24 protein-coding genes are annotated in these 26,368 nt (G+C 65.4%); 20 read left to right on the forward strand and 4 right to left on the reverse strand.

Translation table 11 applies throughout. The features are described 5' to 3' along the window. Positions 1–268: 268 nt before the first annotated feature. The 5 genes from TQ98_RS05645 (at position 269) to TQ98_RS05665 (ending at position 4,627) form a co-directional block, all read left to right on the forward strand. Positions 269–790, forward strand: a complete 522-nt coding sequence (locus TQ98_RS05645; protein ID WP_044871762.1) for a DUF2059 domain-containing protein — start codon at positions 269–271, stop codon at positions 788–790. A gap of 13 nt (positions 791–803) precedes the next feature. After that, entirely contained in the window at positions 804–1,109 is a 306-nt protein-coding gene (locus TQ98_RS05650; protein WP_044871761.1) for a BolA family protein, read from the forward strand. Between the two features lie 167 nt (positions 1,110–1,276). Then, positions 1,277–2,212 carry a rhodanese-related sulfurtransferase gene (locus TQ98_RS05655; RefSeq protein WP_044871760.1) on the forward strand — a complete coding sequence of 312 codons (936 nt, stop codon included), beginning with the start codon at positions 1,277–1,279 and terminating at the stop codon, positions 2,210–2,212. A 38-nt stretch (positions 2,213–2,250) separates the two neighbouring features. Then, positions 2,251–2,853: a DsbA family protein gene (locus tag TQ98_RS05660; RefSeq protein WP_177410210.1), complete on the forward strand. Its 603-nt coding sequence runs from the start codon at positions 2,251–2,253 to the stop codon at positions 2,851–2,853. Beyond that, positions 2,837–4,627 (forward strand): ABC transporter ATP-binding protein, encoded by a 1,791-nt coding sequence (locus TQ98_RS05665; RefSeq protein WP_177410156.1) that lies wholly within the window; start codon positions 2,837–2,839, stop codon positions 4,625–4,627. Before TQ98_RS05660 ends, TQ98_RS05665 begins: the two co-directional genes overlap by 17 nt. A gap of 38 nt (positions 4,628–4,665) precedes the next feature. Here TQ98_RS05665 and TQ98_RS05670 read toward each other — a convergent pair whose 3' ends face one another. Both TQ98_RS05670 and TQ98_RS05675 read right to left on the reverse strand, forming a co-directional pair. Then, the gene (locus TQ98_RS05670) at positions 4,666–5,553 is read right to left on the reverse strand and encodes a class I SAM-dependent methyltransferase (RefSeq protein WP_242443187.1); all 888 of its coding nucleotides are present in this window, start codon (positions 5,551–5,553) and stop codon (positions 4,666–4,668) included. 166 nt (positions 5,554–5,719) lie between these two features. After that, the gene (locus TQ98_RS05675) at positions 5,720–6,814 is read right to left on the reverse strand and encodes a LuxR C-terminal-related transcriptional regulator (RefSeq protein ID WP_044871757.1); all 1,095 of its coding nucleotides are present in this window, start codon (positions 6,812–6,814) and stop codon (positions 5,720–5,722) included. A 295-nt stretch (positions 6,815–7,109) separates the two neighbouring features. Between TQ98_RS05675 and maiA the strand changes: the two genes are divergently transcribed. Continuing rightward, positions 7,110–7,775: a maleylacetoacetate isomerase gene (gene maiA, locus TQ98_RS05680; protein ID WP_044871756.1), complete on the forward strand. Its 666-nt coding sequence runs from the start codon at positions 7,110–7,112 to the stop codon at positions 7,773–7,775. A gap of 86 nt (positions 7,776–7,861) precedes the next feature. Further along, the gene (locus tag TQ98_RS05685) at positions 7,862–9,277 is read left to right on the forward strand and encodes an amino acid permease (RefSeq protein WP_044871755.1); all 1,416 of its coding nucleotides are present in this window, start codon (positions 7,862–7,864) and stop codon (positions 9,275–9,277) included. Between the two features lie 158 nt (positions 9,278–9,435). On the opposite strand, the gene TQ98_RS05690 is transcribed toward TQ98_RS05685, so the two are convergent. Then, complete coding sequence (locus TQ98_RS05690; RefSeq protein ID WP_044871754.1) at positions 9,436–11,043, reverse strand: methyl-accepting chemotaxis protein; 1,608 nt, start codon at positions 11,041–11,043, stop codon at positions 9,436–9,438. Between the two features lie 246 nt (positions 11,044–11,289). Here TQ98_RS05690 and TQ98_RS05695 point away from each other — a divergent pair, with 246 nt between their 5' ends. The 11 genes from TQ98_RS05695 to TQ98_RS05745 all read left to right on the forward strand — a co-directional run bounded on the left by TQ98_RS05695 (position 11,290) and on the right by TQ98_RS05745 (position 21,506). Further along, positions 11,290–12,183: a VOC family protein gene (locus TQ98_RS05695; protein WP_044872529.1), complete on the forward strand. Its 894-nt coding sequence runs from the start codon at positions 11,290–11,292 to the stop codon at positions 12,181–12,183. Between the two features lie 11 nt (positions 12,184–12,194). After that, positions 12,195–13,076 (forward strand): CoA-transferase, encoded by an 882-nt coding sequence (locus tag TQ98_RS05700; protein WP_044871753.1) that lies wholly within the window; start codon positions 12,195–12,197, stop codon positions 13,074–13,076. A gap of 11 nt (positions 13,077–13,087) precedes the next feature. Continuing rightward, entirely contained in the window at positions 13,088–13,900 is an 813-nt protein-coding gene (locus tag TQ98_RS05705; RefSeq protein ID WP_044871752.1) for a ketoacid CoA transferase, read from the forward strand. Positions 13,901–13,915: 15 nt separating this feature from the next. Next, complete coding sequence (locus tag TQ98_RS05710) at positions 13,916–14,782, forward strand: enoyl-CoA hydratase (protein WP_044871751.1); 867 nt, start codon at positions 13,916–13,918, stop codon at positions 14,780–14,782. Continuing rightward, positions 14,782–15,849 carry a nitronate monooxygenase gene (locus TQ98_RS05715; protein ID WP_044871750.1) on the forward strand — a complete coding sequence of 356 codons (1,068 nt, stop codon included), beginning with the start codon at positions 14,782–14,784 and terminating at the stop codon, positions 15,847–15,849. The genes TQ98_RS05710 and TQ98_RS05715 overlap by 1 nt, the downstream gene beginning before the upstream one ends. A gap of 13 nt (positions 15,850–15,862) precedes the next feature. After that, positions 15,863–16,621 carry an enoyl-CoA hydratase family protein gene (locus TQ98_RS05720; RefSeq protein WP_044871749.1) on the forward strand — a complete coding sequence of 253 codons (759 nt, stop codon included), beginning with the start codon at positions 15,863–15,865 and terminating at the stop codon, positions 16,619–16,621. Positions 16,622–16,627: 6 nt separating this feature from the next. Beyond that, positions 16,628–17,794: an acyl-CoA dehydrogenase gene (locus tag TQ98_RS05725; RefSeq protein ID WP_044871748.1), complete on the forward strand. Its 1,167-nt coding sequence runs from the start codon at positions 16,628–16,630 to the stop codon at positions 17,792–17,794. Positions 17,795–17,805: 11 nt separating this feature from the next. Further along, on the forward strand, positions 17,806–18,861 hold the full coding sequence (locus TQ98_RS05730) for an acyl-CoA dehydrogenase family protein (RefSeq protein ID WP_044871747.1): 1,056 nt from the start codon (positions 17,806–17,808) through the stop codon (positions 18,859–18,861). A 99-nt stretch (positions 18,862–18,960) separates the two neighbouring features. After that, a complete protein-coding gene (locus TQ98_RS05735; protein WP_044871746.1) occupies positions 18,961–20,109 on the forward strand; it encodes an acetyl-CoA C-acetyltransferase in 1,149 nt (382 codons plus the stop codon). Positions 20,110–20,270: 161 nt separating this feature from the next. Then, the gene (locus TQ98_RS05740; RefSeq protein ID WP_103102887.1) at positions 20,271–21,146 is read left to right on the forward strand and encodes an SDR family oxidoreductase; all 876 of its coding nucleotides are present in this window, start codon (positions 20,271–20,273) and stop codon (positions 21,144–21,146) included. A 123-nt stretch (positions 21,147–21,269) separates the two neighbouring features. Further along, positions 21,270–21,506 (forward strand): hypothetical protein, encoded by a 237-nt coding sequence (locus TQ98_RS05745; RefSeq protein ID WP_044871743.1) that lies wholly within the window; start codon positions 21,270–21,272, stop codon positions 21,504–21,506. An 872-nt stretch (positions 21,507–22,378) separates the two neighbouring features. Here the strand turns inward: TQ98_RS05745 and TQ98_RS05750 are convergent. Further along, the gene (locus tag TQ98_RS05750; protein WP_044871742.1) at positions 22,379–22,585 is read right to left on the reverse strand and encodes a BPSL0761 family protein; all 207 of its coding nucleotides are present in this window, start codon (positions 22,583–22,585) and stop codon (positions 22,379–22,381) included. A gap of 852 nt (positions 22,586–23,437) precedes the next feature. Between TQ98_RS05750 and TQ98_RS05755 the strand changes: the two genes are divergently transcribed. Continuing rightward, positions 23,438–25,543, forward strand: a complete 2,106-nt coding sequence (locus TQ98_RS05755) for a multicopper oxidase domain-containing protein (RefSeq protein ID WP_158249347.1) — start codon at positions 23,438–23,440, stop codon at positions 25,541–25,543. Positions 25,544–25,683: 140 nt separating this feature from the next. Next, complete coding sequence (locus TQ98_RS05760; RefSeq protein WP_044871741.1) at positions 25,684–26,178, forward strand: hypothetical protein; 495 nt, start codon at positions 25,684–25,686, stop codon at positions 26,176–26,178. The last annotated feature ends 190 nt before the right edge of the window (positions 26,179–26,368 follow it).

Genomic DNA, 26,368 nt, shown 5'->3' on the forward strand with positions numbered 1-26,368 from the left:
CGAAGCCAGGGCATTGTAAGAAGCAGGCTACAGCGTCATCGGCAATTCCACCGATGGGCCCGACAAGATTCGGAGCCGATACAGGATGCCCAGCGGGTGGAAGCATGAGCAAGTGATGGCACTTTGACAACTGCTTCGTGGAGTGCGACATCGCACATTTTCAGCGAAGAGCTGTCGAAATCGGCACAACTTGAGCCCGATATCGGCTTGAGCGCAGAATGGCCTGCCCCGGGGCAGCCCCCCATCCATGCCCAGACAAGGATTCCCGATGACCAAGCTTCGCGTTCTCTGCACCGCCGTATTGCTGGCCTGCGCCAGCGGCCAGGTTCTGGCTGATGCTGCCAGCCACGCTGCCGATGCCGAGCGTTTCCTCAAGCTCGCCCACGCGGACAAGCTGACCGTGCCGGTCTACGCCCAGGTGCAGCAGATGTTCGAGCAGCGCTTCGCCCAGACCAAGGCCCCGGCCGCCAAGAAGGCCACCCTGGAAAGCTACCAGGCCAAGGCCAATGCCGCCCTCGACAAGGCTGTCGGCTGGGACAAGCTGAGGCCCGAGCTGGTGAAGATCTACACCAGCAACTTCACCGAGAGCGAACTGAAGGAACTGATCGCCTTCTATGAGTCCCCCCTGGGCAAGAAAGTGCTGGAAAAGATGCCGGCCCTGACCCAGCAGTCCGCCCAGCTGACCCAGGCCCGCCTGGAAAGCGCGGTGCCCGAGGTCAACAAGCTGCTCAGCGATATGACCAACGAACTGGCACCCCAGGACAAGAAGCCCCAGGACCAGAAGCAGTAAGCGGAGTAACCCGATGTCCATGCGCGACCGCATCCTGACCGCCCTGGCAGCGCTCGAACCCCAGCACCTCGAAGTGCTGGACGAGAGCCATATGCACAGCCGTGGCCAGGAAACCCACTACAAGGCGGTCATCGTCAGCCCGGCATTCGCCGGGCTGAATGCCGTCAAGCGCCACCAGAAGGTCTACGGCAGCCTGGGCGAGCTGATGGGGCAGTTCCATGCCCTCGCCCTGCATACCTACACCCCCGAGGAGTGGGCAGAGCAGGGCGCTGCGCCAGATTCGCCCACCTGCCGCGGCGGCAGCAAGAACGACCACTGAGGGGCGTGCGCCAGTCGAGGGAAGCCCGTTCGGCAGCTGAGACGGTTTAACGCAGCCAGCCCCTTGCGGCTTTTTGATAGACTTCGCACCGCGCCGGCCCAGCCGGCGCAGTCGTTTCTGTCACCCGGTCCGCCCTTTACGCGGGCGACCACTGGAGGAAGTACCGCATGACCCAGATCGTTGTTGCGGCGCTGTACAAGTTCGTCACCCTGAAGGACTACGTCGCGCTGCGTGAACCCCTGCTCAAGACCCTGCTGGACAACGGCGTCAAGGGCACCCTGCTGCTGGCCGAAGAAGGCATCAACGGCACCGTGTCCGGCACCCGCGAAGGCATCGACGCGCTGCTGGCGTGGCTCAAGGTCGATCCGCGCCTGGTCGACCTGGACCACAAGGAGTCCTACTGCGATGAGCAGCCCTTCTACCGCACCAAGGTCAAGCTGAAGAAGGAAATCGTCACCCTCGGCGTGCCCGGCGTGGACCCCAACCAGCAGGTGGGCACCTATGTCGATCCCCAGGACTGGAACGCCCTGATCAGCGACCCCGAAGTGCTGCTGATCGACACCCGCAACGACTACGAAGTGGCCATCGGCACCTTCGAAGGCGCGGTGGACCCGAAGACCAAGTCCTTCCGCGAATTCCCCGACTACATCAAGGCTCACTACGACCCGGCGGTGCACAAGAAGGTGGCGATGTTCTGCACCGGTGGCATCCGCTGCGAGAAAGCCTCCAGCTACATGCTCGGCCAGGGCTTCGAAGAGGTCTTCCACCTCAAGGGCGGCATCCTCAAGTACCTGGAAGAAGTGCCCCAGGACGAAACCCTCTGGCGCGGCGACTGCTTTGTCTTCGACAACCGCGTCACCGTGCGCCACGATCTCTCTGAGGGAGAGTTCGACCAGTGCCACGCCTGCCGCAACCCGATCTCCGCGCAGGACCGCCAGTCCGAGCACTATTCCCCCGGCATCAGCTGCCCGCACTGCTGGGACAGCCTGAGCGAGAAAACGCGCGCCAGCGCAAGCGAGCGGCAGAAGCAGATCGAGCTGGCCAAGGCCCGCAACCTGCCTCACCCGATCGGTCGTGACCCGCGCCAAGCAATGGAGAACTGAGTTTGTCCAAGGCCCGCCTGCTCTATGTGATGGACCCCATGTGTTCCTGGTGCTGGGGTTTCGCCCCGGTTGCGGAGGCCCTGGCCAGACAGGCCGCGGAGGCCGGCGTGCCGATGCACCTGGTGGCGGGCGGCCTGCGTACCGGCCAGGGTGCGGCGCTGGATACCCACACCCGGCGCTACATCCTCGAACACTGGCAGGCGGTCAACGCGGCCACCGGCCAGCCGTTCCGCTTCGAGGGCGCGATGCCCGAAGGCTTCGTCTACGACACCGAGCCGGCCTGCCGTGCCCTGGTGGTGGCGCGCAACCTGGCGGCGGAACTGGCCTGGCCCCTGGTCAAGCTGATCCAGCACGCCTTCTATGCCGAGGGCCGTGACGTGACCCAGGCCTCCACCCTGGTAGACCTGGCGGAACAGGCCGGCATTCCGCGCATCGAATTCGCCGGAGCCTTCGACGGCTCGGCAGCCCACGAGGCGACGGCGGCCGACTTCACCTGGGTGCAGGACCTCGGTATTGCCGGTTTCCCCACCCTGTTGGCCGAGCGCGACGGCCAGTTGGCGCTGCTGACCAATGGCTACCAGCCGCTGGACGAACTGGCGCCCCTTCTGACCCGCTGGCTGGAGCGTGGCGCCCATGCCTGATCGCTTGAGCTGGGCGGAGATCCGCCGTCTGGCCCTGCGCCACAAGAAATCCCTCTGGCTGGCCAACCTGGCCGCCGTCCTGGCTACTGTCTGCAGTGTGCCCATCCCGCTGCTCCTGCCCCTGCTGGTGGATGAAGTGCTGCTGCAGCGGGGCGATGCCGCGCTGCGTTTCATGGATCACTTCCTGCCCCAGCCCTGGGAAAACGCCGTCGGCTACATCGGCCTGATGCTGGTGACCACCCTGCTGCTGCGGGGCATGGCGCTGGTGTTCAACGTGCAACAGGCGCGGCTCTTCGCGAGACTGTCCAAGGATATCGTCTATCGCGTCCGCATCCGCCTGATCGAGCGCCTGAAGCGCATCTCCCTCGGCGAATACGAAAGCCTCGGCAGCGGGACCGTCACCGCTCACCTGGTGACCGACCTGGACACCCTGGACAAGTTCGTCGGCGAAACCCTCAGCCGCTTCCTGGTGGCAGTCCTGACCCTCACCGGCACGGCGGGTATCCTGGTCTGGATGCACTGGAAGCTGGCGCTGTTGATCCTCCTGTTCAACCCGCTGGTGATCTACTCCACGGTCCAACTGGGCAAGCGGATCAAGCACCTGAAGAAGCTGGAGAACGACAGCACCGGGCGCTTCACCCAGGCGCTGACGGAAACCCTCGAAGCCATCCAGGAAGTGCGCACCAGCAACCGCCAGGGCTTCTTCTTCGGCCGTCTCGGCCAGCGCGCCCAGGACGTTCGCGACTACGCCGTCGCCTCCCAGTGGAAGAGCGACGCGGCAGCGCGCACCAGCGGCCTGCTGTTCCAGTTCGGCATCGACTTCTTCCGCGCCGCCGCCATGCTCACGGTGCTGTTCTCCGACCTGTCCATCGGCCAGATGCTGGCGGTGTTCAGCTACCTCTGGTTCATGATCGGTCCGGTGGAGCAACTGCTGGGCCTGCAGTACTCCTACTACTCCGCGGGGGCCGCGCTCGGGCGTATCAACGAATTGCTGTCGCGGGCCGACGAGCCCCAGTACGCCCCCAGCGTCGATCCGTTCAAGGGGCGCGAGACCCTGGGCATCGAGGTCAAGGGCCTGCGCTTCGCCTACGCCGAAGAGCCGGTGCTGGACGGGCTCAACCTGTCCATCGCCCCCGGCGAGAAAGTGGCCATCGTCGGCGCCAGTGGCGGCGGCAAGAGCACCCTGGTGCAACTGCTGCTGGGGCTCTACCAGCCCCAGGCCGGGAGCATCCGCTATGGCGGCTGCCGCCTGGAAGAAATCGGACTGGCCCAGGTGCGCGACAACGTGGCCGTGGTCCTGCAGCATCCGGCGCTGTTCAACGACAGCGTGCGTGCCAACCTGACCATGGGCCGCGAGCGCAGCGACGACGCCTGCTGGGCTGCCCTCGAAGTCGCCCAGTTGGCCGACACCATCCGCAGCCTGCCCCAGGGGCTGGACAGCATTGTGGGTCGCTCCGGGGTGCGCCTGTCCGGCGGTCAGCGACAGCGCCTGGCCATCGCCCGCATGGTGCTATCCGAGCCCAAGGTGGTGATCCTCGACGAGGCCACCTCCGCCCTCGACGCCGCCACCGAGTACGCCCTGCACCAGGCCCTCGGCACCTTCCTCAACGGTCGCACCACCCTGATCATCGCCCACCGCCTGTCAGCGGTTAAGCAAGCGGACCGGGTGCTGGTATTCGACGGCGGTCACATCGCCGAAGACGGCGACCACCAGCAGCTGATCGCCGAAGGCGGGCTGTACGCCAAGCTCTACGGGCATCTGCAGCAGGGGTGACGACGGGGCTGTCGGCCGACAGCCCCTGCCTGAAGTCGTCAGCCGTACCTCACCGCTTCGAGGAAGGCGATCCGCTGGCCGATATCGTGGAAAACCCGCGCCGATGCGATCTGGTTGTAATCGATGCTGTCCAGCAGGCTGAGCATCTGGGCGTCCTGCCGGTAGCGCGGGCGCCAGTCCAGCAGTCCTTCGAGGGGCGCGATGGCATTCACGCCGGGAAGGAAGTTGGCCAGCAGCAGCCTGCCGCCCGGGCGCAAGGCCTGGAACAGTCGATGGGCCAGGCGTTCGCAGCGGCGGTCATCGAGCAGTTCGGTGATCCCGGCGGAGTACACCAGGTCGTAGCCACTGAACTCGCAGGTTCCGTCCAGCAGCTGCTCCAGGCTGCCCAGGCAGGTGCGCACGCCCAGTCCGCCGTAGCTTTTGCGCACGGTTTCCAGGCGCGCCGCATCGTCGTCGAACACCAGCATCTCGCCGAAGCGACCATGCCGCAGCTCCCGAGCCAGTTCCGCCTCACGGAAGTGACCGCCGGCGATGCACAGCATGCGCGCGGCCTTGCCGGCTTCGTGGCAGGTGTCGTCCAGGGCACGGGCGAGCATGCGCCGTCGGCAGCGCAGGGCGCGGGCCGCTGCGGCGTTGGTGGCGACGTCGAATAACTGACGGGTGCGCTCTTCGGGCAGATCGCGCAGGGCGTCGGATTCCACCCCATAGAGATAATCCAGCAACAGGGCATCGCCGCAGCGCAGGCCAGGGGTGGGCAGCGGCCTGCCGGGAAAGGGCAGCACATTGCTCGGCGAGGGCGCCGGCTCGGGGATCGGGGTTGGTTCGTCGAGCTTGAGGCGCTCGCGCTCGGCCTTGATGCGTTCCAGTTCCTGACGGACGTCCTGTTGTTCCTGAATGCTTCTGCTCAACTCTTCCGGATCGCTCATCTCTTCCACTTGCCACCTCCTCTGGCCAGACGTGGACTCCTTGACCCGTCACGCGGGATGAAGGCAGACGTTCATTCCGTTAAGAACCTTAGTTGATGGCCATTCGCCCGCCATCATTCAGATGAATGAAACGGCGCTTTCAGATGAGTGGAGGAAGGGGCCTTCATCACCCCTGGAGGCGGGTGAAGAGGTTGACCAGTTCGGCCTGGCGCTCAGTCTCGGTCTTGCGGAAGAGCGAGCGCAGCTGGGTGCGGACGGTGTTGATGGAGATGCACAGACGCTCGGCGCAGGTTTCCGGGGTCAGCCCCTGGGCGAGCAGCTCGGCCAGGCGCTGCTCGGCCGGGGTGAGCTGGAAGAGGTCCGCGAGCAGTTGACCGCAGGGATGGTTTTCCAGCAGCGCCACGAGCACCAGGGGCTCCAGGTGCCGGGCGGCGAGGGCGGCCGCCTCGGGCACCGGTGTCACCAGCAGCTGGGATGGGGGTTCTCCCGACAGGGACAGCCAGCCGGCGCGGCGCCCGCCGTCTCGCCCGGAGGCCTGGCGGATCAGTGCCTGCAGACGGCCATCCAGCGCCCTGCCATGGAGCCGCCCCTGGCGACCCTGCAGCACGAACTCGGGTTCGCCCAGGCGTTGCTCGGCCTGGCGATTGCAGAACAGCACGCGACCTTCGGCATTCAGCAGCCACACCGGCGAGGGATGCCGGTCCAGCAGCAGGTCGCGTCGGGCAACGTCCCGTTCCAGGGATTTCAGGCGGTCGGACATCTTCGCCGCCCTTACCAGATGGGGGCTGATGCGCTTCAGCAGGTCGCCCTGGGGCCCTTCCGGCAGGGTCGCACCCACCGCCGTCAGCAGCGACAGATAGATGCCCGCGTCCGCGTGCTCATGCAGCTTGATGCAGGAAATGCTGTTCATGCCGTAGGGCAGGTGGAATTCCTGGTAGTAGAGGTGGCGGCGGATATGGGCCGGACCGAGGTCCGCCTGGTCGTTGTACCAACTGCCCACGGGGCGAGGCACCAGCACGGCCTTGCCCGGATCGTACTGGTGGTAGTAGCTGTTGTAGGCCTCCACGCTCGCCGGGTCGCAGAGGTTGATCGAGCTGACCTGGGAGCGTTGCTCCCGCTGGTCGAGGAAGACCAGGGCACCCATCTGGTGGCCCGTGGCGGCCACCAGGAGCTCCAGCAGCGGTCGCCAGGCCTCCTCGTCGAGCACGCACTCGTAGCAGAGATTGACCAGGGTGTCGTACAGCTCGTCCATTCCCGGCATTGCGCAGCAGTCCGTTGCGTTTGATGGCGTATTGATTCCATATGACACAGGTGTGAACCCCGTGGAAACCGCCACCTGTCGGCCGACACGGCTCCCGCCTGGAAGTCTGGCTGAACGCTCTGTCAAGAAAACCTTACAAAAGCGGAGCGCCTGGTAGGCGCTTTCGCCCTCTGCGGGCGGGCGTAAGGAAATCTTTCCGGAATGTCCGTTCGGCGTCTCGCCGGGGCCGATCGGGCGCCTTGTTCGCGAATCGCTGCCAGAGTGAGATGACGCAAACAAAAAACGGCCCGACGTCATGAATTCTGAACTGACTCTCTACGGCTACTGGCGCTCCAGCGCTGCCTACCGTGTCCGCATCGCCCTCAACCTGAAGGGCCTGGCTTACCGTCACGAGCCGGTCCACCTGGTCAAGGACGGTGGCCAGCAACATCAGCCGGCCTACCGCGAACTCAATCCCCAGGGCCTGTTGCCGCTGCTGGTGGATGGCGGCCACGCCGGTGGCGAAGTCCGCATCGCCCAGTCCCTGGCCATCCTCGAATACCTCGAAGAAGCCTTCCCCGTTCCGGCCCTGCTGCCGGCCGACACGGCCCAGCGCGCCCTGGTGCGCTCCCTGGCCCTGCACATTGCCTGCGACGTGCATCCGCTGAACAACCTGCGGGTGCTGCAGTACCTCAAGAACGAACTGGGCGTGGCGGATGACGCCAAGGACGCCTGGTATCGCCACTGGGTGGGGCTCTGCCTCGCCGCTGTGGAAAAGGGGCTGGAAGCCTTTGGTGGCAAGCTTTCCCTGGGCGCCCGTCCGGGCTACCTGGAAGCCTGCCTGATTCCCCAGGTGTACAACGCGCGCCGCTTCGACTGTGACTTGTCGGCCTACCCACGCATCCTCGACATCGCTGCGCGCTGCGAAGCCCTCGAGGCATTCAGGAATGCTGCTCCGGAGGTACAGCCAGACGCGCAGTGAAGGTTATCCACCTGCCTTGCAAAGTTCCGCCGGACCACAAGCCCGGCGGGTGAAATCCCGTCACGACAACAACAAAAGGTGACGCAATGAGTGAAATGCAACACTCGGGCGAGCTGCAACGCGGCCTGAAAAATCGCCACATCCAATTGATCGCCCTTGGTGGCGCCATCGGCACCGGCCTCTTCCTCGGCTCGGCCGGGGTGCTCAAGTCCGCCGGCCCCTCGATGATCCTCGGCTATGCCATCTGCGGTTTCATCGCCTTCCTGATCATGCGCCAGCTCGGCGAGATGATCGTCGAAGAGCCGGTCGCCGGTTCCTTCAGCCATTTCGCCCACAAGTACTGGGGCGGCTTCGCCGGCTTCCTCTCCGGCTGGAACTGCTGGGTGCTCTACACCCTGGTGGGCATGAGCGAGCTCACCGCCGTGGGCAAGTACATCCATTTCTGGTGGCCCGACGTCCCCACCTGGGCTACTGCCGCGGTGTTCTTCCTGGTGGTCAATGCCATCAACCTGGCCAACGTGAAGCTCTTCGGCGAGGCCGAGTTCTGGTTCGCCATGATCAAGGTGGTGGCCATCGTCGGCATGATCGTCCTCGGCTGCTGGATGCTGTTCAGCGGTAGCGGCGGCGAGCAGGCAACCGTTGCCAACCTCTGGGCCCATGGCGGCTTCTTCCCCAACGGCATCAGCGGACTGGTGATGGCCATGGCCTTCATCATGTTCTCCTTCGGCGGGCTGGAAATGCTCGGCTTCACCGCTGCCGAGGCCGACAAGCCGAAGCAGGTGATCCCGAAGGCGATCAACCAGGTGATCTACCGCATCCTGATCTTCTATGTCGGTGCTCTGGTGGTGCTGCTCTCCCTGAGCCCCTGGGATGCGCTGCTGGCGTCCATCAACAGCGCCGGCGATCCCTACAGCGGCAGCCCCTTCGTGAAGATCTTCGCCCTAATCGGCAGCGACACCGCCGCTCACCTGCTGAACTTCGTGGTGCTCACCGCCGCGCTGTCGGTCTACAACAGCGGCACCTACTGCAACGGCCGCATGCTGCTGGGCCTGGCCGAGCAGGGTGACGCCCCGCGCTCCCTGGCCAAGGTGGACAAGCGCGGCGTACCGGTGCGCGCGCTGCTGGTGTCGGCCGTGGTGACCTTCCTTGCGGTGGTGGTCAACTACGTGGTTCCGCAGAACGCGCTGGAACTGCTGATGTCCCTGGTGGTCGCTGCCCTGGTGATCAACTGGGCGATGATCAGCTACTCCCACCTGAAGTTCCGCAAGCAGATGGACAAGGACGGTGTGCGCACCGGCTTCCGCTCCCTCTGGTACCCCATGAGCAACTACCTGTGCCTGGCCTTCGTGCTGTTCATCCTCGGCATCATGCTGATGATCCCGGGCATCCAGGTCTCCGTGTACGCCATCCCGGTGTGGCTGCTGGTGATGTGGGGTTGCTACCGCCTGAAGATGAGCGGCAAGGCCCAGGCCGGCAAGGCGGCTGGCTACCAAGCGGGCTGATTGCGTCGCGATGAAGAAAAACCCCGGCCAGGTGCCGGGGTTTTTTTTGAGTTCATGAAACAGGGCGGGCGGTGTTCAACCAGCGAAACGATACCCCTGCGGACCTCGATTGATGGGTTTCGCTTCGCTCTACGCCATCCTACGGGCCAGCCGCACCGTCAGATCTGGAACCGCGCCACCGACGACTGCATGGCGCTGGCCACGGCATCCAGGCGCTCGGCGGCGTCGGCCAGATCGCGCATGGCCTGGCTGTTGCTCCGCGACATCTGGGCGATCAGTTCCACCCGCTGGGCCACCTCGCTGCTGGCCCTGGATTGTTCGCCGATGGTGTGGGAAATCTCCTCCACCACCTCGGCGGCGTGGTGGGCGCCGCTGCGAATCTCGCCGATGGATTCCCCCGCCTGCCGGGCGAGGCTGACGCCGTCCTGAACCCGCTCCACGCCGGTCTGCATGCTGTCCACCGCCTGCTGGGTGCTCTCCCGGATGCGCTGGATCATCCCGGTGATTTCCTGGGTCGACTGCGCGGTGCGCGCCGCCAGGTTGCGCACTTCGTCCGCCACCACCGCAAAGCCGCGCCCGGCTTCCCCGGCACGGGCGGCCTCGATGGCGGCATTCAGCGCCAGCAGGTTGGTTTGCTCGGCGATGCCCTTGATCACCTGGATGATGGAATGGATTTCCTCGGAGGACTGACCCAGCGCGGTGATGGTGCTGGAGGACTGGTTCACCGCTTCGGCGATCCGGCTCATGCCTTCCACCACGCCGAGGATCACCTTGCCGCCGCTGCTGGCCAGGTCTTCGGATTGCGAGGAAATGTTCTGGGCATTGCGGGCATGCTCGGCGATCTGGCCGATATTGGCGATCATCTGCTCCATGGCCGCGGCCATGCTGGTGGCGCTGTCGGACTGCTCGCTGGCGCCATCCACGATGCTCTGGGAGGTCTCGCTGAGGCGGTGGGCGGTGCCGCGCAGTTCCTCGCTCTCGTTGCGGATGGTGGCAATCATCTGCCGTAGGTTGCCCTGCATCTCCGCCAGGGCACGCTGCAACTGGCCGGCCTCGTCGTCGCTGTCGATGCTGACCTGGGTGAGCAGATTGCCCTGGGCGATGGCGCGGGCCACCCCGACCGTCTTCTCCAGGGGGCGCAACACCGCGCGCATCAACTGGCTGGTGACCAGGCAGAGCAGCCCGATCGCCAGGAGGATGCCGCCCACCAGCCAGGCGGCGGCACTGCTGATGGCGGCCTCGCCATCGGCGCGGGTCTTGGCCGCGTGCGCCTCGATCTTGCCGCTCAAGGCTTCATTCTTCTCTTCCAGTTCACCGAAGCTGGTTTCGAACGCCGGAAGTTCGCTGCGTGCCGCCTGCGGGTCACGCAGTGCGAGGTTGACGATGCGTTCGGCGTCGCCGATGTAGCGTTCCAGGGCGGGCTGGGATTCGGCGATGGCGCTGTGGATATCCTGGGTCAGCGCCAGCTCGGCGTTCTCTTTCAGGGTTCGGCGGAACCACTCGCTGTGCTCGCGCAGGTCGTTGCGCACCTGGGCGGCGCCCGCCTCGTCGCCCGGTTGCACCACCAGGGCGGCCAGCACGTCGGCGCGCAGGGCGTCGTGCATCATGTCGCCTTCCAGGTGATTGCGCAGGGCGCTGACGCTGAGCTGGTTCTCGGCCAGCGCCTCGGCCAGCTTCGTCTGTCCCCAGTAGCCGATGCCGCCCAGCAGGGCGGCAGCCAGGACGCTGATCGCTCCGGAAGCGACCATTTTCTGTCTTATTTTCATGTCCCTTCCCCTGTGGTGTTCCTCGATCCTGGGAAGGTTAGTCCACACAGGTTGCCTTTGATGGTCAGAAGGGGACCGGCAGCCGTCCCGCTGCGATCGCCTTCCGATCCCGCCAAAACCCCCGTCCTACGTGCCTTTCGCGCTAGTCCCATCGGACGATGCCCCTCGCAGGGCCAGCCGATTAAATCCCTCCCCATAGAGCCCGCTCCCGAAATGCGCGGCGATAACGAGAATGAGGAGGACCGCATGGATATCCGTGGCCTGGGTTACGTCACCGTAGCCTCGACAGACCTGAATCGCTGGCGCGAGTACGCCACCGGAGTGCTCGGCATGATGGTGGATGCCGCGTCGGACGAGCGGCTCTACCTGAAGATGGACGAGCGCTCCTACCGCATCCTCGTCGAGCGTGCCGACCGCGACGGCTACGGCGCCTGCGGCTGGGAAGTGGCGGGCAAGGCGGCTTTCGAACAGGCCATCGCCGAACTGCAGCAGGCCGATGTCGAGGTCACCCGTGGCAGCGCCGCCGAAGCCGGCGAGCGCAAGGTCCAGGAACTGGCCCGCTTCGCCGACCCGGATGGCAACCGCCACGAACTGTTCTGGGGCCCCCGTCAGGACTTCGTGCCCTTCGTTTCCCCGGTTGGCGTATCCGGCTTCATCACCAGCGAACTGGGCATGGGCCACGCGGTCATCCCGGCGCCGAACTTCGACCGCTGCCTGGACTTCTACGAGCGCGTCATGGGCTTCGGTCTGTCCGACCTGATGAAAGTGCGCTTCACCCCCGATCCGGCCGAACCGGAAAAACGCATCCACTTCCTCCACTGCAACAACGGCCGCCATCACTCCCTGGCCCTGTTCGAGTGCCCGATTCCCTCCGGCTGCGTGCACCTGATGGTGGAAGTGAAAGAACTGGACGACGTGGGCCGTGCCCTGGATCGCATGCACGCCAGCGGCGTGAAGCTCTCTGCCACCCTCGGTCGCCACACCAATGACGAGATGACTTCCTTCTACATGCAGACCCCCGGCGGCTTCGACATGGAGTACGGCTGCGGCGGCAAGGTCATGGAATGGGAGAGCCATACGCCCTTCGAGAGCACCGTGGTCAGCCACTGGGGCCATGACTTCAGTGTTGGTCGCCGTTAAGGAGCACCCCCATGGATAAACGCATGACCGCCGCCGACGTAGTTGGCCAGCTGCACGACGGCATGACGATCGGTATCGGCGGCTGGGGCCCGCGGCGCAAGCCCATGGCCCTGATCCGCGAAATTCTTCGCTCGGACCTTAAGGACCTCACCATCGTCGCCTACGGCGGCGCCGACGTCGGCATGCTCTGCGCGGCAGGCAAGGTCAGGAAACTGGTGTACGCCTTCGTCTCGCTGGACTTCATTCCCCTGGAACCGTACTTCCGCAAGATCCGCCAGGAGGGCGGGGTGCAGGTGATGGAAATCGACGAAGGCATGATGCTGCTGGGCCTCAAGGCCGCCGCCATGAACGTGCCCTTCATTCCGACAGCGGTAGGCCTGGGCACCGACGTGCTGCGCCTGAACCCGGACCTGAAACTGGTCAGCTCGCCCTACGACGACAGCCGTGACTGGGTCGCCATGCCGGCGCTGAAGCTGGACGCCGCGCTGGTCCATGTCGATCGCGCCGACGCCCGTGGCGTCTGCCAGATCAGCGGCCCCGACCACTACATGGACGACCTCTTCGTGCGAGCCGCCGATCAGGCCTTCGTCAGCTGCGACGAGCTGGTGGACAGCGCCTGGTTCCACGAAGACCCCAGCCGTTCCCGCCTGGTGTTCTGGGAGCGCAACCGCACCACCGCCGTGGTGCACCTGCCGGGTGGCGCCCACCCCTCATCCTGCGCGCCGCTCTATGGCTTCGATACCGCCCACTTCAAGGCCTACAACGCCTCCGCCGGCGAGCCGGACGGCTGGCAGGCCTACATGGAGCGCTACGTGAACTGCGGGGAAGCGGAATACCTCGCCCGTGTCGGTGGCCTGGACGCCATTCGCAAACTGCCGCTCCCGGTTTTCTGAGGACGCTGAAGATGACTGCCACCAAACAACCGTACAGCCTCGCCGAACTGATGATCTGCGCGGCTTCCGAGACCTTCACCGGCGACGGCGAAGTGCTCGCCACCGGCATCGGCGTACTGCAGCGCCTGGCCGCGTCCCTTGCGATGCTCAACAGCAACGCCGAACTGATGATGACCGACTCCGAAGCCTTCCTGGTCGCCGAGCCGGTGCCAGTGGGCCCCCGTGGCGGCTACCAGCCCAAGTTCGACAGCTGGATGGGCTTCTCGCGCATCTTCGACAACGTCTGGAGCGGCAAGCGCCATGCCCTGGTGGGCCCGGTGCAGATCGACCGCTTCGGCCAGGCCAACATTTCCTGCATCGGCGACCATGCCAAGCCGAAGTCGCAAATGCTCGGCGTGCGCGGTTTCCCCGGCAATTCCATCAGCCACGCCAACTCCTTCATGGTGCCCAACCACAACAAGCGGGTATTCGTGGACGGCGAGGTGGATGTGGTGGCCTCCGTCGGCTACAACCCCGAGCGGCTGGCCCGTGGCTGGTCCCTGGACGAGATCGACATCCGCATCATCGTCACCGACCTCTGCGTCCTGGACTTCCAGGGTCCGAACCGTCAGATGCGCATCCGCTCCCTGCATCCGGGCGTGACCGCCGAGGAAGTGCAGGAGGCGACCAGCTTCCCGCTGCATATCCCGGACGAGATCCCGACCACCGCCGCCCCCACCCTGGAACAGCTGATCCTCATCCAGCAACTGGACCCGCACAACCTGCGCGCCAGCCAGATCAAGGACAACCCGCCGGGCGTGCGCGCCCAGGCCATGACCCACTGAGGCGGAGCCGCGCAGATGAACAACGAACAGGCCGAAGACCAGGTGGTGCACTACGAAGTGCAGGGCCCGCTGGCCCTGGTCACCATGCATCGCCCCGAGTTCCACAACGCGCAGAACTCGCGCATGACCTACGCCCTGGACGCGGCCTTCCGCCGCGCCTGCGATGACGACACCGTCAAGGTCATCGTGCTGCGGGGTGCCGGCAAGCATTTCTCCGCCGGCCACGACATCGGCACGCCGGGCCGCGACGTGGACAAGACCTTCGATCGCGCCAGCCTCTGGTACGACCATGTGAACAAGCCGGGCGGCGAATTCCTCTACGCCCGCGAGCAGGAGGTCTACCTCGGCATGTGCCGGCGCTGGCGCGACATGCCCAAGCCGACCATCGCCATGGTCCAGGGCGCCTGCATCGCCGGCGGCCTGATGCTGGCCTGGGTCTGCGACCTGATCATCGCCTCGGACGATGCCTTCTTCTCCGACCCGGTGGTGCGCATGGGCATTCCCGGCGTGGAGTACTTCGCCCACGTCCATGAACTGAATCCGCGCATCGCCAAGGAATTCCTCTTCCTCGGCGAACGCATGGGCGCCGAGCGTGCTTATCAGATGGGCATGGTCAACAAGGTGGTGCCCCGCGACGTGCTGGAAGACGTGACCCTGGACGTCGCCCGCCGCATCGCGCAGATGCCGCGCCTGGGCCTGCAACTGACCAAGCAGGCGGTGAACAACGCCGAGGACCTGATGGGCAAGCGCGCCACCATGGACATGGTGTTCGGCCTGCACCATTTCGCCCATGCCCACAACGAACTGGTCAGCGGCGACAAGCTGGGCGGCTACGACGCCCGCGCCATGGCCCAGTCCCAGCGCAATTCGGCGGAGGCGTGATGGCGTTCTCCCTGGAAACCCGCCTGACCCGACTGCTCGGCTGCCGCTATCCCATCATCCAGACGGCCATGGGCTGGGTGGCTGATCCGAGGCTGGTGGCCGCCACCGGCAATGCCGGCGGCTTCGGCTTCCTCGCCGGCGCCACCATCGAGCCGTGGAAGATGGAAGAAGCCATCCTCGAAACCAAGCGGCTGACCGACCAGCCTTTCGGCGTCAACTTCCACATGTACCAGGCCAACGCCGGCGAGATCGTCGAGCTGGTGCTCAAGCACGGTGTGCGTGCGGTGAGCTACAGCCGCTCGCCGGGCAAGGCGATGATCGCCCGGCTGAAGGATGCCGGTGTGGTCTGCATTCCCACGGTCGGCGCCCTCAAGCACGCGGTGAAAGCCGTGGAAATGGGCGCTGACGCGGTGACCGTACAAGGCGGGGAGGGCGGTGGTCACACCGGCTCCGTGCCCACCTCCATCCTGCTGGGGCAGGTGGTGGATGCGGTCGACGCGCCGGTCGTGGCGGCCGGTGGCTTCAAGGACGGTCGTGGCCTGCTCGCCGCCCTGGCCCTGGGCGCCGAAGGCATCGCCATGGGCACGCGCTTCTTGATGAGCGCCGACAGCCCGGTGCCGGCCGCGACCCTGGAGCGCTACCTGAAGGTCCGCGACCCGGCGGCCATCATCATCAGCCGCGCCATCGACGGCATGCCGCAACGCATGATCCGCAACGAACTGCTGGACAGCCTGGAGCGCTCCGGTGGCCTCAAGCGCCTGCTCCTGGCCCTGCGCAGCGCCCTGGCCTACCGCCGCCACAGCGGCGCCAGCATCGCCCAGTTGCTGGGCAGCGCACTGAAGCTCGGCAGCAACGACGGCCTCACCGCCTCCCAGACCCTGATGGCCGCCAACGCACCGATGGTGATCCAGAAGGCCATGGTCGAAGGCCGCCCGGCCGAGGGCGTGCTGCCCGCCGGACAGATCGCCGCCGCCATCGACAGCCTGCCGGGCTGCGCGGAACTCATCGAATCCATCGTGCAGCAGGCCGAGCAAGGGCTCGCCGCGCTGTGCAGCCGAGCATCCTGAGGGGGAGAGGGCCATGGCAACACCGTTCAACGTCAGCATCGACAACGGCATCGCCGAGATGGTCTTCGATCATCCGCCGGTGAACGCCTTCGACAGCAAGGGCTGGGCCTCCATCGCCGCCGAGCTGGAGCGCCTGGGCGAATCGCCCGAGGTCCGCGTCATCCTCATCCGCGCTGAAGGGCGCGGGTTCTGCGCCGGCGTCGACATCAAGGAACTGGCCACCAACCCGGACCTGATCGTCGCCGTGAACAAGGGCAACTACGACAGCTTCAAGGCCGTCCACCGCAATCCCAAGCCGGTGATCATCGCCGTGCACGGCTTCGTCCTCGGCGGCGGCATCGGCCTCTGCGGCGCGGCGGACATCCTGGTCGCCTCCGACTGCGCACGCTTCGGCGTGCCGGAAGTGGACCGCGGTGCCATGGGCGGCGGCGCCCACCTGCAGCGCCTGTTCCCGGTGCAGAAAGTGCGACACATGTACTTCACCGGCGAAATGATCGACGCCGCCGAGGCCTACCGCCTGGGGGCCGTCGAGCGTGTGGTGCCGCGCGCCGAACTGCGCGAGGCGGCCCTCGACGTCGCCCGCAAGATCGCCGCCAAGAGCCCGGACATGATCGTCCTGGCCAAGGAAGCGCTCACCGGCATCGAGGACGGCAACCTCGAAGACAAATACCGCTGGGAGCAGGGCTTCACCCTGCAGGCCTATCGCTCGCTGGATTCCCAGGAAGCCCGCGATGCCTTCGTCGACAAGCGTGCCGCCAACTTCAAGGGCTGAACCGCCATGGAACTCAACTACACACCTGAACAACAGGCCTTCCGCGAGGAAGTCCGCAGCTGGCTGGCGGCCAACGTGCCGGCCGAACCGCTGAAGTCCTTCGACTGCGAAGAGGGCTTCGCCCAGCACCGCGCCTGGGAAGCCAAACTCAACGAAGGTCGCTGGGGCATGGTCACCTGGCCGAAAGAGCTGGGCGGCCGTGGCTGCGACCTGATCGAGTGGCTGATCTTCGAAGAAGAGTATTACCGCGCCGGCGCCCCGGCCCGGGTGAACCAGAATGGCATCTTCCTCCTTGGCCCGACCCTCATGGAGTTCGGCACCCCGGAGCAGAAGGAACGCTTCCTGCCGAAGATGGCCACGGGCGAGGAAATCTGGGCCCAGGGCTGGTCCGAGCCGAACGCAGGTTCGGACATGGCCGCCATCCGCTGCCGCGCCGAGCGCCAGGGCGACCATTACGTGATCAACGGCCAGAAAACCTGGTCCACCCGTGCCGTCTGGGCCGACTGGCTGTTCGGCCTGTTCCGCACCGATCCGCAGTCCAGCCGCCACCACGGCCTGACCTTCATCCTGCTGCCGCTGAACACCCCCGGCGTCACCGTGCGCCCCATTCCCCAGCTGAACGGCCTGCCGGGCTTCGCCGAAATCTTCTTCGATGACGTGAAGGTGCCGGTGGAGAACGCGCTGGGTGGCGAAGGCATGGGCTGGCACGTGGCGATGTCCACCGCCGGCTTCGAACGTGGCCTGATGCTGCGCTCGCCGGCGCGCTTCCAGGAAACCGCGCGTCGCCTGGTGCAGCTGTACCTGGCCAATCGCGAGCAGGCCGACCAGGACCCCGCCATCGGCGAAGCGGTCATGCGCGCCTGGCTGGACGCCGAGGCCTACACCCTGAACACCTACATGACCGCCTCGCGGCTGGTGAAGGGCGGCAAGATCGGTCCGGAATCCTCCACCAACAAGATCTTCTGGTCCGAACTGGACCAGCGCATGCACGAGACGGCGCTGTCGATCCTCGGCGTGCGCGGTGAACTGCTGCCCGAAGCACCGGACGCGGGGGATGTCGGCCACTGGCTGGATGGCTTCCTCTTCGCCCAGGCCGGCCCCATCTACGCCGGTACCAACGAGATCCAACGCAACATCATCGCCGAGCGGATGCTCGGTATGCCGCGCGCATGACAGGGGGCGCCATGGACTTCACTTTCAGCGACGACCAACTGCTGTTCCAGGAAAACGTGCGTGGATTCTTCACCAACGAAGTGACCCCGGAGCGCATCCGTGAGCTCTGGCAGGAAGAGAGCGGCCGCAGCGACGCGCTCTGGGGCCAGCTCACCGAACTGGGCCTGACCGCCACCACCGTGCCGGAAGGTTTCGGTGGCCTGGACATGAACGAACTGGACTTCGTGCTCCTGGCCCAGGAGAGCGGCTACGCCGGCCTGCCGGAGCCCCTGGTGGACACCATGCTGCTGGGCGTTCCGCTGCTCGGCGCCCTGGGCGCCGACCAGCTCGACCTGCAGGGCGAATGGCTGACCCGCATCGCCGAAGGCAAGGCCCGCGTGGCGGTCGGTCAACCCGGCAACCCGCTGGTGGCCGACGCCCACGTCGCCGACCTGCTGCTCCTGCCCCACGGCGATGAAGTGCACGCGCTGCGCCGTGAGCAGGTCAGCCTGACCCGCAACGAATCCGTGGACCCGAGCCGCCAACTGTTCCGGGTCGACTGGACCCCCTCCGCCGAAACCCGCGTGGCCGATGGCGAGACGGGCAAGGCGCTCTGGGCCGCCACGCAGAACCGTGGCGCCCTGGGCACCGCCGCCCAACTGCTCGGCCTGGCCAAGCGCATGGTGGACCTGGCGGTGGACTACAGCTTCGAGCGCAAGCAGTTCGGCAAGCCGGTGGGCTCCTTCCAGGCGGTGAAGCACCTGATGGCCAACGTCGCGGTGCAGATCGAATTCGCCAAGGGTCCGCTCTACCGCGCCGCCTACGCCGTCGCCCACAGCCTGCCCGATCAGGCCGTCCAGGTTTCCCACGCCCGCATCGCCTGCGCCGAAGCGGCCCTGCTGGCGGCCAAGAACGCCATCCAGACCCACGGCGCCATGGGGTACACCTGGGAAGTGGACCTGCAGCTCTACATGAAACGCGCCTGGGCCCTGGACAAGGTCTGGGGCGACCGTGGCTGGCACAAGGCGCGGGTGCGTGAGGCGCTGTTTGGTGGCCAGGTCCTGGCGGGAGCCGGCAATACCTTCTGACCTTCATTGCCCTTTCCCCAACCCTCTCTCGCAAGCGGGAGAGGGGCCCGGGGAGAGAGAAGCCACCCTTCACACCAATCCCAACAATCCGAGGTTCCCATGCCCGAAGCCTACATAGTCGACGCCCTGCGCACCCCCACCGGCCGGCGCAAGGGTGGCCTGAGCCAGATCCACGCCGCCGATCTCGGCGCCCACGTGCTGCGTGAAATCGTCGCGCGCAATGGCATTCCCGACGCCGATTACGACGACGTGATCTTCGGCTGCGTCGACACCATCGGCCCGCTGGCGGGCGACATCGCCCGCACCTGCTGGCTGGCCGCCGGCCTCGACCAGGCCGTGCCCGGCACCACCATCGACCGCCAGTGCGGCTCGTCCCAGCAGGCCGTGCACTTCGCCGCCCAGGCGGTGATGAGCGGCACCCAGGACGTGGTGATCGCCGGTGGCGTGCAGACCATGACGCAGATCCCGATCTCCTCGGCCATGACCGCCGCCGAGCCCCTGGGCTTCACCGATCCCTTCTCCGGCTCCGAAGGCTGGGTGAAGCGTTACGGCAAGGTGCCTCCGACCCAGTTCCGCTCCGCGCAGATGATCGCCGAGAAGTGGGGCCTGACCCGCGAGGCGCTGGAAGCCTACGCCCTCGAATCCCACCGCCGCGCCCTGCACGCCATCCAGGAGGGCCGCTTCAAGCGTGAAATCGTGCCCCTGGCCGGCGTCGAGCACGACGAGACCCCGCGCCAGACCAGCCTGGACAAGATGGCCGAGCTGGAAACCCTGTTCGGTTGCGACCGCGTCACCGCCGGCGTCTCCAGCCAGACCTGCGATGGCGCCAGCGCGATGCTGGTGGTCTCCGAGGCGGCGCTCAAGCGCTACAACCTGACGCCCCGCGCCCGCATCCACCACATCAGCGTGCGCGCCGAAGACCCGATCTGGATGCTCACCGCGCCCATCCCGGCCACCGAATACGCCCTCAAGCGCGCCGGCATGACGCTGGCTGACATCGACCGTGTGGAGATCAACGAAGCCTTCGCTTCGGTGGCCATGGCCTGGCTGAAAGAGACCGGCTATCCCCACGAACGCACCAACGTCAACGGCGGCGCCATCGCCCTCGGCCACCCCCTGGGCGCCACCGGCACCCGGCTGATGTGCACCCTGCTGCACGAGCTGGAACGCAGCGGCGGCCGCTACGGCATGCAGACCATGTGCGAAGGCGGCGGGCAGGCGAACGTGACCATCATCGAACGACTCTGACGCCGCTGGCCCTCTCCCGAACCCTCTCCCGCAGGCGGGAGAGGGGGCTGTCCGTGCAGTGGTTGAAGCCGGCACGGACTGCTCTGCTCCCCTTGCCGTCCGGGAGAGGGGCCGGGGGTGAGGGAAGCTGATCCCTACTCGAATTCACCGGAGAACCCCACATGCCAATTTGCAAAGACCGCTCCGTCATCATCACCGGCGCCGGCGGCGGGCTGGGCCGGGCCTATGCCCTGGCCTTCGCCGCCGAAGGCGCCAAGGTCGTGGTCAACGACATCAACTTGCCGGCCGCTGAAGCCGTGGTCGCGGAGATCCGCGCCCAGGGTGGCCAGGCCGTCGCCAACAACGGCGACATCACCAATTACGCCGCTGCCGGCGAGATCGTCCGCGCGGCCATCGAAGCCTTCGGGGACCTGCACGTGCTGGTGAACAACGCCGGCATCTGCCGCGACCGCATGTTCGCCAGCCTGACCGAAGCCGACTGGGACGCCGTGATGGCGGTGCACCTCAAGGGCCACTTCTGCCTCGCCAGCCACGCCGTCAAGCACTGGCGCGAGCAGGCCAAGGGCGGTGTGGCGGTCAAGGCACGGATCATCAACACCAGCTCCGGCGCCGGCCTGCAGGGTTCCATCGGCCAGTCCAACTACGCGGCGGCCAAGGGCGGCATCGCCTCGCTGACCCTGGTCCAGGCCGCCGAACTGGCGCGCTACGGCATTACCGCCAACGCCCTGGCCCCGGCGGCGCGCACCGGCATGACCGAGCAGGTGTTCGCCGATGTGATGAAGAAGCCGGAAGACGGCTTCGACTACTTTGCCCCGGAAAACGTCGCGCCCCTGGTGGTGTGGCTGGGCTCCGAAGCCTCGCAGCACGTCAACGGCCGCATGTTCGAAGTGGAAGGCGGCAAGCTCTCCATCGCCGACGGCTGGCGTCGTGGTCCCGAGTTCGACAACGGCGCGCGCTACGTGCCCGGCGAACTGGGCGCGGTGGTGGAACGCCTGCTGACCGAAGCCGTGCCGGCGCAAAAGGTGTATGGCAGCTGACACGGTCGCTGTCCTGAGGCGCCCGGTGACGCACTCACCGGGCGCCTGCGGCATCTGCTCGCGGCGCGCAATGTCACGGTCACCCTGCTTCACGCCGATGACCGCCCCTCCGATCTCCAGGTGATGTCCCTCGAACAGGACGACGAGACGGACTGGCTCCTGGTGGAACAGGTCCACCGCGAGCGCTTCTCCCATATCGAACTGATGGACCCCGAGTCGGTGCTGCCGGGCGAGGTCATCGTGTTCGGCCCTGAGGACGTGGAACCGGACTGCGCCGCCTTCATGTTCCTGGTCAACGTCCTCGGCGCAATCTTCCTGCTCCCGGCCCTGGCCGTGTGGCTCGGGGTGGGGCAATCGTAGGGTGGAAATCGCTTTTCATTTCCACCGCCCCCGCCATGCCGTATACCGACGGTGGAGCACGTGCAAGGACCGTCCCGTAGGGTGCGCTGCGCGCACCAGTGTTTAGACACAGCGCCGTAGGGTGGATTCGCTTTTTATTTCCACCATCTCTGCCATGCCGTACACCGACGGTGGACCGATGAAGCGTGGTCCACCCTACGGTGGAGCACGTGCAAGGACCGTCCCGTAGGGTGCGCTGTGCGCACCAGTGTTTAGACATAGCGCCGTAGGGTGGAAATCGCTTTTTATTTCCACCATCCCTTCCATGCCGTACACCGACGGTGGACCGATGAAGCGTGGTCCACCCTACGGTGGAGCACGTGCAAGGACCGTCCCGTAGGGTGCGCTGCGCGCACCAGTGTTTAGACACAGCGCCGTAGGGTGGAAATCGCTTTTTATTTCCACCGCCCCTGCCATGCCGTACACCGACGGTGGACCGGTAAAGCGTGGTCCACCCTACGCGCGATGTCGCCCGTAGGATGGGTATCGCAAGCTCCACCCATCCTCCGACTCTCGCCAGTTCACAGGATGGTTCGGGCGGCGTTCCGCGAACGGCAGCAATCGGCCGGAGGCAGTCCTGCAACTTGGTGGCGATGAGCTATCTTGAGTCTTGTATGGGGAGGGAAAGTCCGTCGGTTTTTAATCACTTGCATTGTTTCCCCTGAAGCCGGACGACCGCGAGGAAGACCGGCTTTTTTTCACGCTTCGGCAAAAGAGGCAGGCACCGGTCCTGGCGCAATTGGAATCAGCATCCGAAGGGGGTACGCCGAGGGTGAAATGCCCGGTCTGTGGTGACGACGCGAAAGAACAGCCAGCAATAGCCGGGCGACCCGTCACTGCTCAGCCGCCCCGCCGTCCCTCACGTAAGGCGAAACCGGCAAGACTGGATCGACCTTGTAAGAGAGGGAGTACGGATAGTGCCTCAGCAACCAGGTCGCCTCTTCCCGGACATCCTTTGGTAGATCGGGGTCATGGGCCAGTTCAACGAGGTGAGACCACATCTGGTAGACGGATTTGCTTCGCTCATCCGAGAGGTTCATGCGGTGCCTCCTGGCATTCGATTGAATGCGTTACACGCGTGAATAGCTTCCCCGAATGGCAACTTTACTGAATCTGGTCAACGCCAAACATCGTCGTTTGCAGCAACCTGCTGTAGCGATTACCGCCAGGCTCTTGTCGTGGATCGGCTACCCCTCAGTGCAACATGCAAGGCTGCCGGCCTGGTACCTATAAAAACGAAGCCCAGGAGCAAGCCGCGACGTTTCACTCGAATTTCAAGGAAGGCCTTCGCTCCAATCCGGGGCCTGAGAACCTGACGTGCTTCAGCTGCTGCGAGCCGATTGATCACGCGGCAGTTCGCTTCGATGGGTATGACGCTGCAGGCATGCGTCGGCGGCAGGCATCTGCATCCGGTCACACTCCAGGGCTTTTAGTAAGGCCAGCGATACACAAGCAACCTCGATATCGCCATTCGCGATCAATCTCGATCCATCAGGCGCAATCAACCTGATAGCTGCCCAATAGCTGATTGACAGTATCCAGAGGTAAGTAACAGCATGTTTTTTACTGAAGGGAGAAGGTGAAAGCCGCAGCAGGATCCGTCTCGGCTCTACCACCCGTCACGGTCATGACCGTGACAACGCTACGCTTGGTTCCCGCCTCGTAACACCGCCAGCATTCACGTCGTTTCACATTCTTGGGCGCCCTGCGCCGATATCGTTCCCTGGCAATCTGACTACAGGGGCTGGAACGAAGAGGGTCTGATGTACCTTCCAAGAAACGCATCAAGGGCACGCCTGCGCGAAGCGGAAATTGCGAGTCGGAATTTCGCGGAACTGGCCACTGCCTTATCCAAGGGGGAAGTCACACGACGCGACTTCATCAAATGGGGCGTGGCTACATCCAGCGGTTTGCTGGTTCCCGTACACGGCCTGAGCCCCTTTTCCAGCAGCGCCTACGCGGCCACGTTCGACATCCCCACGGGGTTGCCTCCCAGTCCGCTGTTTGGCGTACTGCCTTTCACCCAGCCCATGCCGCGCTTCGATGTGCTGCCTCGCAAGGCGTTCACCTTCGGTGCGGGCGTGATGAAGCCCCTTCCTGCCTTCCCGGGCGTGCCAGGTCCTGATCCGACCGAACAGGCCAATGTCACGCAGCAGCCGGTACCGGCCGTGCTGGGTGGACGCACCGGCCCCATCGAGGGCCGTCCGCCGGGACCGGTCTGGGCCCACCAGCAGTGGGCCAATTTTCCACCCGAGTTGGCGGTGGAGGTCACCCAGGAGGGCGCCAAGCCCAACACCGTCTACAACCCCGGCGTGCCGTCGAGCCTGAACTCCGGTATCAATGCTTCCGCGCCCTTCAAGCCGCGCTTCCATCCCGACCTGCCGGACCAGGGCGCGCTGAAGCTCTGGACCTTCAACGGCACCCTGCCGCCCAAGTTGCTGATCGGCCGTTACCACGAGTCGATCCTGTTCCGTCACCACAACCGGCTACCGGACGATCCCGAGCAGAATGGCGGTTTCGGCATCCACACCATCACCACCCATGAGCACAACGGCCACCACGGGGCGGAGAACGACGGGTTCACCGGCGCCTACTTCTTCCCGCATCAGTTCTACGACTACCACTATCCGATCTGCCACGGCGGCTACAACACCATCAACACGGGCGCCACCGACCCACGCTGCGGCTCGCCCAACGATGCCGGTGGTATCGAGAACGTCCAGGGTGACTTCCACGAGACCATGAGCACCCACTGGTTCCACGACCACATGTTCAGCTTCACCTCGCAGAACGTGTACAAGGGCAACGCCGGGATGTTCAACATCTACAGCAGCCTGGATCGCGGCAACGAGGAGCTCAACGACGGCGTGAACCTGCGCCTGCCCAGTGGCTCAGCGAAGTCGTATGGCAACCTCGATTACGACGTGAACCTGATGCTCGCCGACAAGGCCTGGGATGCCGACGGCCAGCTGGCGATGAACATCTTCGACTTCGACGGCTTCCTCGGCGACGTGATGACCGTGAACCTGGTCTACAAGCCGTTCTTCGAGGTCGAACGGCGCAAGTACCGCTTCCGCATCCTCAATGCGGCGGTGGCGCGGTTCTTCAAGCTGTCCCTGAGCGATGCGTCGCCGATGATCCAGATCGCCAATGACGGCAACCTGCTGCCGACGCCCGTGGTGCTCAGCATGTTGGATGAATTGGGCATCGCCGAGCGCTACGACATCGTCATCGACTTCAAGCGCTACATGGTCGGCGACAAGGTGTGGCTGGTGAACCTCGCCGAGCACGAGAACGGCCGGCGGCCCAAGGAAGACCTCTCGCTGCGCGAAGCCCTGTCGGGCACCTCCAGCGACCCCTGCGTGGGCCGCATCCTGGAATTCCGCATCGTGCGTGATCCGGCGCAACCCGATGTCAGTCAGGTGCCGGCGCAGCTGATCGCGAACCCTGACCTGTCGAAGATCCCGGTGGCGGCCCAGCGAGTCTTCGAGTTCGGCCGTGGCGCCAAGCAGACCACTACCGACCCGATCACCAGCTTCTTCGGGCCGTGGGGTGTTGGAACCGATGGCGGTGAAAAGCTGGCTGCGGATTTCGGCCGTATCTCGGCGGCCCCGCGTTTCGGCACCCGCGAGATCTGGACCCTGAAGAACGGTGGCGGTGGCTGGGACCACCCCATCCACATCCACTTCGAAGAGGGCCAGATCCTCGCCCGCGATGGCAAGGCGAGCAACGTCCCGGCCTGGGAACGCGGTCGCAAGGACGTCTACCGCCTGCGCCCGGGTGGCAGTGTCACCCTCACCATGCAATTCCGCGATTTCGGCGGGATGTTCATGGAGCACTGCCACAACACCACTCACGAAGACAACGCCATGTTCCTGCGCTGGGAAATCGACGATGCCGGCGGCGCCTTCCTGCGCCCGCTGCCAACGCCAATCCCGACGCCCCAAGGCGTCACCTTCGTAGCGCCGGACGACATCCTGCCGACCGCGTTCCGGTGAGAGGCACAACATGAACACCGTGAGGCGGTGGGGCAGGCTGACGCTGTGCACGTTGCTTGCCTGTGGCAACGCAATCGGTTGCCCCTCGCGGTCCGTTTGCCGCACGCAACCAGGGCTCCCCCGGAGCCCAGGAGGCAATGATGAACATCCTCCATGGAAGAGTCCCACCAGCGCTGCTGGCGTTTTTTGGACTGTTCGCAATCCTGCAATCGAGTACTGCTGCTGCCGTGCCCGTATTCGCGCGGAGAGCAGCGTTGCGCACGATTCCCATCGCTGGCGTCCTGGCTGGACAGAGCGAGGACATCGACCTGAAAGGAATGGCGCGCATCAACAGCACGACCTTCAGCGACCCCGACCTGGGAGGCGCGCCGGGCGTTGAATTGTTTATCGACTTCCTCAACGTGGTGGGCGTCGGGAGGTCCAGTGGGACCCGCTATTTCGCCCACGGTGAGAACAATGTGGTCCGCGAATTGCGCCCGACTGACGTGGTGGAACTGATCTTCCCCATTGCGCCGGTGAACGCCGGCACCTTGGCCTCCACCGAGTCGGTGCTGGCCATTTTTCAGCTGACCTTCAACGTCGACACGGGCCAGTTGCTCACGGCCGCCGCCAGTCTCTCCACCCCTGGGCTTTAACGTGCAGGGTGGGCCTCAGCCCACGCCGTTCTCTGACGGTGGGCTGAAGCCCACCCTACGGGCGCTGAGCGAAGCATCAGGCCAATACGCCGCTCCGCTACTCGTAGGATGGGTCGGGCGGCGTTCCGCGAGCGGAGCGATACCCATGCTGTGCAACGGAACCCTGTGGGGGCGAATTCATTCGCCAAGG

The sequence above is a fragment of the Pseudomonas sp. LFM046 genome, assembly GCF_000949385.2.
In the GTDB taxonomy this organism is placed as follows: domain Bacteria; phylum Pseudomonadota; class Gammaproteobacteria; order Pseudomonadales; family Pseudomonadaceae; genus Metapseudomonas.

Excerpts from the sequence above, each read along its gene's own strand:
- TQ98_RS05645 (WP_044871762.1), top strand. The coding sequence starts at position 269 with ATGACCAAGCTTCGCGTTCTCTGCACCGCCGTATTGCTGGCCTGCGCC.
- TQ98_RS05650 (WP_044871761.1), top strand. The coding sequence starts at position 804 with ATGTCCATGCGCGACCGCATCCTGACCGCCCTGGCAGCGCTCGAACCC.
- TQ98_RS05655 (WP_044871760.1), top strand. The coding sequence starts at position 1,277 with ATGACCCAGATCGTTGTTGCGGCGCTGTACAAGTTCGTCACCCTGAAG.
- TQ98_RS05660 (WP_177410210.1), top strand. The coding sequence starts at position 2,251 with ATGTGTTCCTGGTGCTGGGGTTTCGCCCCGGTTGCGGAGGCCCTGGCC.
- TQ98_RS05670 (WP_242443187.1), bottom strand. The coding sequence starts at position 5,553 with ATGAGCGATCCGGAAGAGTTGAGCAGAAGCATTCAGGAACAACAGGAC.
- TQ98_RS05675 (WP_044871757.1), bottom strand. The coding sequence starts at position 6,814 with ATGCCGGGAATGGACGAGCTGTACGACACCCTGGTCAATCTCTGCTAC.
- maiA (WP_044871756.1), top strand. The coding sequence starts at position 7,110 with ATGAATTCTGAACTGACTCTCTACGGCTACTGGCGCTCCAGCGCTGCC.
- TQ98_RS05685 (WP_044871755.1), top strand. The coding sequence starts at position 7,862 with ATGAGTGAAATGCAACACTCGGGCGAGCTGCAACGCGGCCTGAAAAAT.
- TQ98_RS05690 (WP_044871754.1), bottom strand. The coding sequence starts at position 11,043 with ATGAAAATAAGACAGAAAATGGTCGCTTCCGGAGCGATCAGCGTCCTG.
- TQ98_RS05695 (WP_044872529.1), top strand. The coding sequence starts at position 11,290 with ATGGATATCCGTGGCCTGGGTTACGTCACCGTAGCCTCGACAGACCTG.
- TQ98_RS05700 (WP_044871753.1), top strand. The coding sequence starts at position 12,195 with ATGGATAAACGCATGACCGCCGCCGACGTAGTTGGCCAGCTGCACGAC.
- TQ98_RS05705 (WP_044871752.1), top strand. The coding sequence starts at position 13,088 with ATGACTGCCACCAAACAACCGTACAGCCTCGCCGAACTGATGATCTGC.
- TQ98_RS05710 (WP_044871751.1), top strand. The coding sequence starts at position 13,916 with ATGAACAACGAACAGGCCGAAGACCAGGTGGTGCACTACGAAGTGCAG.
- TQ98_RS05715 (WP_044871750.1), top strand. The coding sequence starts at position 14,782 with ATGGCGTTCTCCCTGGAAACCCGCCTGACCCGACTGCTCGGCTGCCGC.
- TQ98_RS05720 (WP_044871749.1), top strand. The coding sequence starts at position 15,863 with ATGGCAACACCGTTCAACGTCAGCATCGACAACGGCATCGCCGAGATG.
- TQ98_RS05725 (WP_044871748.1), top strand. The coding sequence starts at position 16,628 with ATGGAACTCAACTACACACCTGAACAACAGGCCTTCCGCGAGGAAGTC.
- TQ98_RS05730 (WP_044871747.1), top strand. The coding sequence starts at position 17,806 with ATGGACTTCACTTTCAGCGACGACCAACTGCTGTTCCAGGAAAACGTG.
- TQ98_RS05735 (WP_044871746.1), top strand. The coding sequence starts at position 18,961 with ATGCCCGAAGCCTACATAGTCGACGCCCTGCGCACCCCCACCGGCCGG.
- TQ98_RS05740 (WP_103102887.1), top strand. The coding sequence starts at position 20,271 with ATGCCAATTTGCAAAGACCGCTCCGTCATCATCACCGGCGCCGGCGGC.
- TQ98_RS05745 (WP_044871743.1), top strand. The coding sequence starts at position 21,270 with ATGTCCCTCGAACAGGACGACGAGACGGACTGGCTCCTGGTGGAACAG.
- TQ98_RS05750 (WP_044871742.1), bottom strand. The coding sequence starts at position 22,585 with ATGAACCTCTCGGATGAGCGAAGCAAATCCGTCTACCAGATGTGGTCT.
- TQ98_RS05760 (WP_044871741.1), top strand. The coding sequence starts at position 25,684 with ATGAACATCCTCCATGGAAGAGTCCCACCAGCGCTGCTGGCGTTTTTT.